Origin of the sequence: Bacillus sp. AFS029637 (genome assembly GCF_002584985.1) — a bacterium.
Taxonomy (GTDB): Bacteria; Bacillota; Bacilli; order Bacillales; family Bacillaceae_G; genus Bacillus_A.
This window is the reverse complement of record NZ_NUPZ01000044.1, coordinates 21,843-29,436: the sequence shown is the minus strand read 5'-3', so window position 1 is coordinate 29,436 and position 7,594 is coordinate 21,843. Positions and strand designations below refer to the sequence as shown.

Below are 7,594 nucleotides of genomic sequence, written 5' to 3'. Positions count from 1 at the left end.
TTCTCCACAGCCTGAAAAAAGCATACGATTAATCGTATGCTTTTTTACATTCCCCTCCAAAAATCATGCATGATAAAAAAGTACAAAATAACGAGAACGACTGTCCCACATAAGGTAATGCGCCGATATATACTCTTCTCTCCTTCCCTCGCTTTAACAAATGCACAAATAAATCCGAAGAACAATATTAAATCCACATATGGAACATAAAAAGAAAAGACGAGAAACGCATACAAATACACGATAAATAAGCAGGTCGTTACTAAGAAAATTTTAAATGCAAATTCACTTTTCATACTGTAACCGCCCCCAATCTGTACTGTATTATATTCAACAAAATACAATAGTTGCTGTTTCTTTTTTCATCCTGCTATTTACGAGCATCGCGATTCGTTTAAACTAATAATTCATACAAAATCTGCTTCACTAAATTACAAATAAGCTACCGCCTATACACGGTAGCTCTTACAGTACATTATATTTCCGTTTATATATATTACTTAAAATCGAAGAAGGAATTTGCTCATAACGAACTTTTTCTCCCGTTTCATCCATAATATACAAATTGTTTCCTATATAATATGTTCTATCTTTCCTTTTGGCATACACTGCATACCTTTCGTTTGGTAATACTGTTTTTACTTTTGTTAATTGCCCATTTGGCTCTTGCCAATATATATTGACACGGTCTACTAACGTAAGTATTCCAATTTGGTCTTCTTCCACTTTACGACCATTCCAGCTCACAACGCGATACCCCAGCTTATTCGCTTCAAATTCGGGACTCGTATGAAAACGAGAAATGATTACTTTTGTCTGCAATTGTACTCGGTCATATAACCATTGTATATCTCTGTCATGCATGCGAATACAACCATTCGATTCCCTACTTCCAATCGTCCATTCTCTATTTGTCCCGTGAATTGCATACTCCTTTTTATCTAATCCAAGCCACCTTGTACCAAGAGGATTATTCGGTGCACCACCAGGTATCTTTTTACGATGGTATTCTTTATTTTTATATTTAGTTATAATACAAAAGTTTCCTTCTGGCGTTGGGGTGCGATCCCTTCCAGTCGTTATTGGAAATGTCCTCGTATAGTTTCCATCTTCAAAAAAAGATAGCTGATTTGTCGTAAGATTCACTAGTATTAAATGATCTGTATTAGCAAAAGCGCTAGCTGGTAGGCAGAAAAATAGGATTACGATACACCATATTTTTTTCATCTAAATCCTCCCTAGCACTAATATCATAATAAATGCAATTAGCTTTACTTTGCTCTTATAGATGAAAACTATCCATTTACAATAACGCCTCCGTTTACATGTATCATTTGCCCTGTCACATATGTGGAATCCCCAGACGCTAAATATACATACGCAGGCGCTAATTCATATGGTTGACCAGGTCTTTGCATCGGAACATTACTCCCAAACTGTGATACTTTCTTCTCATCAAAACTTGATGGGATAAGTGGCGTCCAAATCGGCCCTGGTGCAACACCATTTACACGAATCCCTTTTTGCACTAACGACTGAGAGAGTGATCTTGTAAAAGCTACAATCGCTCCTTTCGTTGCAGAATAATCAATTAACGTTTCATTTCCTTCGTACGCAACAATAGAGGCTGTGTTTATAATGACATCCCCTTGTTTGAAGTGAGAAAGTGCTGCTTTCGTAACATGAAAATAAGAAAAAATATTAATGCGAAACGTTTTTTCTAGCTGTTCCGCTGTAATATACTCTAACCCTTGCTGCGGATATTGCTGCGCGACATTATTTACTAAAATATTCAAACCGCCTAGCTGCCGGACGGTCTCTTCCACAATATGTTTACACTGTTGTTCATTACTTAAATCACCTGGCAACAATACACACTTTACGCCTTCTTTTTCAACACGTTGTTTCGTCTCATTTGCATCTTCTTCCTCATCTAAATAAGCAATCGCAATATTTGCTCCCTCTTTTGCAAAAGCGATAGACACAGCTCGTCCAATCCCGCTATCTCCCCCTGTAATTAATACATTCTTTCCTTTTAACTTGTCGCTACCTTTATAATTCGGATCTTCAAACTGCGGAAGTGGATTCATGAATGATTCAATACCAGGCTGTTTATTTTGATGTTGCGCAGGCATTGTTACAAAGTTTTTTTGCTGCGGCATACTTTCAATCAGCTCCTTTTCCTTATCATGTGCACAATAACAAAAACTACTTACACATAAAAAACGTAATTTACACGTAGTTCTACGATTAATATTCGAATTTACGACACAAAATATGAGTTATCATAAACTTTTTATGCAAAACTATTGCAAAACGCACAAAAAACGAATATTATATATAACTGTTGTGAAAATTATTCGTAAACAGAAAGGATGTTTATATGTTTAACCTTTCAAAACATAAAACTTCTATTAAAACTGAAATTATGGCGGGTATTATTACCTTCTTAACAATGGCATATATTATTGTCGTAAACCCTGTCATCCTTGGTGATGCAGGTGTCCCATTTGAACAAGCATTTACAGCAACAATTATCGCTGCTGTTGTCGGAACATTATTTATGGCGATCTTTACAAACTTACCAATCGCAATTGCACCAGGTATGGGATTAAATGCTTACTTCTCTTACTCTGTTGTAAAAGCTCATGAAGGCATGACTTTCGCAATTGCATTCTCTGCTGTATTCGTAGCTGGTATGATTTTAATTTTGTTATCATTCACATCATTCCGTACAAAATTAATGGAAGTAATTCCTGAAAACTTAAAACATGCACTTACTGCTGGTATCGGTCTTTTTATCGCTTTTATCGGTTTACGCTTAACAGGAATTGTAACAAAACATGAATCTAACTTAGTTGGACTTGGTGATCTTCATTCCCCTCCTGTTTTACTAGCATTAGCTGGACTTGGAATTACAATTATCCTTATGTCTTTAAATATAAACGGGGCACTATTTATCGGAATGTTATTAACTGGTATGATTGCTTACTTCACAGGTCAATTAACATTTTCAAATGGCGTTACATCAATGCCTGGATTACCAGAAGGAATTATCGTTGCAAATCCAATTACTGCTGTATCTGATGTAATTAATTACGGATTATACGGTGTTGTGTTCTCCTTCTTCCTTGTTACATTATTCGATACAACAGGTACATTGCTTGGCGTTGCACAACAAGGCGGATTTATGAAAGATGGAAAACTTCCTAAATCAGGACGAGCACTTCTAGCTGATTCGTTCTCAGCAACAATTGGATCTATGTTCGGAACAACACCATCAACAGCTTACATTGAATCATCTGCTGGTGTTGCAGCTGGTGGGCGTACTGGTTTAACAACCGTTACAGTAGCTGTACTATTTGCAGTAGCAGCATTCTTCGGACCTTTAGTGAGCGCTGTTTCTGGTGTATCAGCTATTACAGCACCATCATTAATTATCGTTGGTAGTCTTATGATGGGTTCAGTTCGATATATCGATTGGGATACGTTCGATGAAGCATTCCCAGCATTCTTAGTAATTTTAAGCATGCCACTTACATCAAGTATCTCAACAGGGATTGCACTTGGATTTATTTCATACCCACTTATGAAAGTGGCAAAAGGACAATTCCGTGCTGTTCATCCACTTATATATTTATTTGGAATTTTGTTTGCTTATCAATTGGTATTCTTACCACATTAAAATCCCTCTTTGTGAGGGATTTTTTTATGAAAAATTATTTGACAACACGACAAAATTGTGGAATAATTCGAAATAGTTAAATATTCGATGTCTTATCAAGAGCAGGTGGAGGGATGAGCCCTACGAAGCCCGGCAACCGACCCATTTATGGGCACGGTGCTAATTCTTACAACACGTTGTGTTGAAAGATAAGAGTAATATGATAAGACGTCTTTTCTATATGAAAAGGCGTTTTTTATTTTCACTCCCTCCTCTCTCTTCTTAATTTAGGAGGGATTTTTTCATGAAAAAATTATGTTCCATCGTACTTATTTTTCTCTTATTTACATTGACAGCTTGTACAAATGAACAAGATGCTATCTCCTCACAAAAGCAACAAACTGTGAAAAAAGCGACTACAACAGTAGAAAACAACTTACCAACAGAAGTTCCAAGCCAAGTGAAGAAGCCATTAAAAATCGCATTAATCATGCAAATGTCCATCGGAACTTTTTCCTCTCAATATATTGAGGGTGTCAAAAAACAAGTCGAGCTATTTGGCGGCAGTGTACAAGTCTACAATTCTGATAACGATTTAGCAAAAATGGCTGCAAATTTAGATACTGCTATTAATTCAAAAGTGGATGGAATTTTAATTGATCACGGCCGCTCTGAAGCACTAAAACCGGGAGTAGAAAAAGCTTTGCAGGCGAACATTCCCGTAGTGGCATTTGATAACGACCTACGCCTGCCTGGTGTAACGATTATTGATCAAGATGACTATAGCCTTGCATGGAAATCCTTAAAAACATTAGCAGAAGATTTGAATGGACAAGGAAATATCGCAGTCGTATGGGTTGGCGGATTTGCTCCAATGGAACGTCGCAATGTTATCATTGATGCTTTTTATAAACGTTATCCAAATATAAAAGAAGTTGCACGATTCGGTACTGCTAGTAATAACACACCGCTTGATACACAAACACAAGTAGAAGCCTTACTAAAAAAATATCCGAAAAAAGGAGATTTACAAGCAATTTTTGCTTCGTGGGATGAGTTTGCTAAAGGGGCTGTTAAAGCACTTGAACAAGCCGGTCGTACAGATATAAAAGTATACAGCATTGACTTAAGTAATGAAGATTTACAACTCATACAAAAAGAAAACTCTCCTTGGACAGCTACTGCTGCAACTGATCCAGCTGAAGTAGGTAAAGTTCAAGTGCGATTTTTATACAAAAAAATTGCTGGTGAACAAACGCCAGATATTTATTCACTAGAACCTTATTTAGTAAAGAAAAATAGTTTACCAAAAGAAAATATAACGATGGATCAGTTATCAAAATATATAAACGGTTGGGGAGACTCAAAAGATGCATATTCTCCTTGGATGAAAAAATTAGAGAAGGAGAAAAAGTGATGACATTCTCTCTTCAAAACATTACACATTCTTATCATGTTGCCACACCTGTTCTAGAAGATGTTTCTATTCATATTCGAAAAGGAAAAGTGCACGCTTTACTAGGAATGAACGGTGCAGGAAAAAGCACTTTACTAAAAATAGCAACTGGTGAATTTCAACCAGTTGCTGGCAATATAAAAATTGATAATCAGTCTGTTTCCTTTACTTCACCACGCGATGCAAAACAGCACGGTATTTCTTTCGTAACACAAGAAGTAGATCACGGACTTATTCCCGGATTATCTGTATTAGAAAATGTACTTATCGATCATTTAGCAATGCAAAATAAAGTACTATTTTCAAAGTCAAAATTAGTCGCACTCGCTAAACAACACTTGCAAACTGTACAGGTAAATTTAAATGTTTCAGAAGATGTTTCAAACTGCTCATTACATGAAAAACAATTACTTCTTATCGCAAGGGCTTTATCTAACAATACAAATTATCTTTTATTAGACGAGCCCACTTCTTCTCTTGGGCCAAAAGAAGTTGAAACCTTTGGAAAGCTCTTAAAAGATTTAACATCAAAAGGTATTGGCATTATCTTAATTTCTCATCGTTTATCCGAGATTCGAAATTTCGCGGATGATGTAACTGTATTACATAATGGGAAGGTTTCCCTTTCTGAAGCCATTACAAAGATTACAGATCAGCAAATTGTGGAAGCAATGACTGGCAAACAACTTACACTACCTATTAATACAGCGCCAAAATGCGGGAGCGAAGAATTATTTAAAGTACAAGAGCTTCAATTACGCGAAGATCATTCTCCCCTTTCTCTTACAATACGAAAAGGAGAAACTGTTGTGATATACGGATTAATTGGAAGTGGAAAAACAACACTTGCCGAAACTTTATTTGGTGTTCGTCATACTTATCGCGCAAAAATAGATGGTCAAACAATAACAATTAAAACACCACGAGATGCGATTAAAGCGAAAATCGCACTTGTACCAGAAGAAAGAAGAAAACAAGGTGTATTTCTTTCGGAAGATATAATAAGTCACACTAATTTACACCAATCAGGATGGCGACGAAAACAAAACGAATTAAATAATGCTACTACAGCAATTGATTCTTTCAGTATTTCACCAAATGACCCAAAAGCTTTTATTCACTCACTTAGCGGTGGAAATCAACAAAAAGTCTCAATTGCAAAGTGGGATGGATTCAAACCTAATCTATTTCTTTTGGACGAGCCAACTAAAGGTGTAGACATAGCTGCGAAACAAGACATTTTTCGATTCATTCGCAACATTACAGAAAACGGAAGCTCTGTAATTTATTTCACAGGAGAACAAGATGAAGCGCTACATATCGCCGATCGTATTCTTATACTGGCAAATGGAGAGTTTGTAGGTGAATACTTGCCAAACGATCTATCGCCTGAACAACTTTTACATTTATCTGAAGGGAGCTATTCCATTGAATCTCGCTCATAAAACTAAAACTAAGAAACTATATTTACCTACTCATCTTTTTTATCAATTTAGTACAATTGCTATCATTATAGGTGTTACAATTTTTTTCTCTATCGTCAATGATTCTTTTTTTACATACAACAATATTAGTGATATTTTACGTTCTATTTCTATCGTAACGTTACTTGCGATCGGTGTTACCTTTACATTGATTGTAGACGGGTTTGATTTATCAGTCGGCTCTACTGCTAGTTTAGCAACAATTGCCGCTGCTTCCTGTCTCGTTTTATATCGACAAGAACTATTAGTCACACTACTTGTTCCTATTCTTTGCGGACTATTAGTTGGATTATTAAATGCACTACTCGTTATCCGAATTAAACTACCAGATTTACTAGCCACATTAAGTATCATGTACATCGTTAATGGACTACACTTAACATTTTCAAAAGGATCTTCAATTTATGAAGGAATGTCGGGTGCCACAGGACATTTTATTCCATCCTTTTTATTTATCGGTCAAGGTTCCGTTTTAGGAATTCCAGTCCCTGTCATTATCATGCTTATCGTCGTTTTAATTGCACATCTATTTTTAGAAAAAACAACGTACGGTCGTTTCTTTTATATGACAGGTGGGAATCGAGAAGCTGCTAGACTAGCCGGTATCCCTACTGATCGTTACCGTGTATATGCTTATATGATTAGTGGTTTACTTGCATCCATTGGTGGTATTATTCTATGTAGCCGCGTTGGAACAGGGCAAGTTTCAGCTGGTGCCCCATTATTAATGGATGCAGTTGCAGCTTCCTATATCGGTTATGCAATGTTCGGTGCCAAGAAACCAAATATAGTCGGAACATTTCTCGGCTCCGTATTAATTGGAATTATATTAAATGGCCTCACAATGATGAACGTTCCTTATTATGCACAAGATATCATCAAAGGCAGCATTTTAATTACAGCTTTAGCCTTTTCATTTATTAAAAAGAAGCGTAAATAAAAGAGTAGAGCATCGAATTCCGATGCTCTACTTTCCTTTTGCAACAATCA

7 protein-coding genes and 1 riboswitch are annotated in these 7,594 nt (G+C 36.3%); of the genes, 4 read left to right on the top strand and 3 right to left on the bottom strand.

Annotated elements, in window-relative coordinates; translation table 11 throughout:
• Window positions 1–44: 44 nt before the first annotated feature.
• The 3 genes from COE49_RS24745 to COE49_RS24735 all read right to left on the bottom strand — a co-directional run bounded on the left by COE49_RS24745 (window position 45) and on the right by COE49_RS24735 (window position 2,162).
• Complete coding sequence (locus COE49_RS24745) at window positions 45–296, bottom strand: hypothetical protein (RefSeq protein ID WP_088232377.1); 252 nt, start codon at window positions 294–296, stop codon at window positions 45–47.
• A gap of 169 nt (window positions 297–465) precedes the next feature.
• Window positions 466–1,227, bottom strand: a complete 762-nt coding sequence (locus tag COE49_RS24740; protein ID WP_098357061.1) for a L,D-transpeptidase — start codon at window positions 1,225–1,227, stop codon at window positions 466–468.
• A 68-nt stretch (window positions 1,228–1,295) separates the two neighbouring features.
• On the bottom strand, window positions 1,296–2,162 hold the full coding sequence (locus tag COE49_RS24735; protein WP_088232375.1) for an SDR family oxidoreductase: 867 nt from the start codon (window positions 2,160–2,162) through the stop codon (window positions 1,296–1,298).
• A 221-nt stretch (window positions 2,163–2,383) separates the two neighbouring features.
• On the opposite strand from COE49_RS24735, the gene COE49_RS24730 reads away from it, so the two are divergent.
• From COE49_RS24730 to COE49_RS24715, 4 genes are all read left to right on the top strand, one after another.
• Entirely contained in the window at window positions 2,384–3,685 is a 1,302-nt protein-coding gene (locus COE49_RS24730) for an NCS2 family permease (RefSeq protein ID WP_088232374.1), read from the top strand.
• Between the two features lie 89 nt (window positions 3,686–3,774).
• A riboswitch (SAM riboswitch) is annotated at window positions 3,775–3,880 on the top strand.
• Between the two features lie 88 nt (window positions 3,881–3,968).
• A complete protein-coding gene (locus COE49_RS24725; RefSeq protein WP_088232373.1) occupies window positions 3,969–5,081 on the top strand; it encodes a sugar ABC transporter substrate-binding protein in 1,113 nt (370 codons plus the stop codon).
• The gene (locus tag COE49_RS24720; RefSeq protein ID WP_141556643.1) at window positions 5,078–6,565 is read left to right on the top strand and encodes a sugar ABC transporter ATP-binding protein; all 1,488 of its coding nucleotides are present in this window, start codon (window positions 5,078–5,080) and stop codon (window positions 6,563–6,565) included. The genes COE49_RS24725 and COE49_RS24720 overlap by 4 nt, the downstream gene beginning before the upstream one ends.
• A complete protein-coding gene (locus COE49_RS24715) occupies window positions 6,549–7,544 on the top strand; it encodes an ABC transporter permease (RefSeq protein ID WP_098252359.1) in 996 nt (331 codons plus the stop codon). Before COE49_RS24720 ends, COE49_RS24715 begins: the two co-directional genes overlap by 17 nt.
• Window positions 7,545–7,594: the final 50 nt, after the last annotated feature.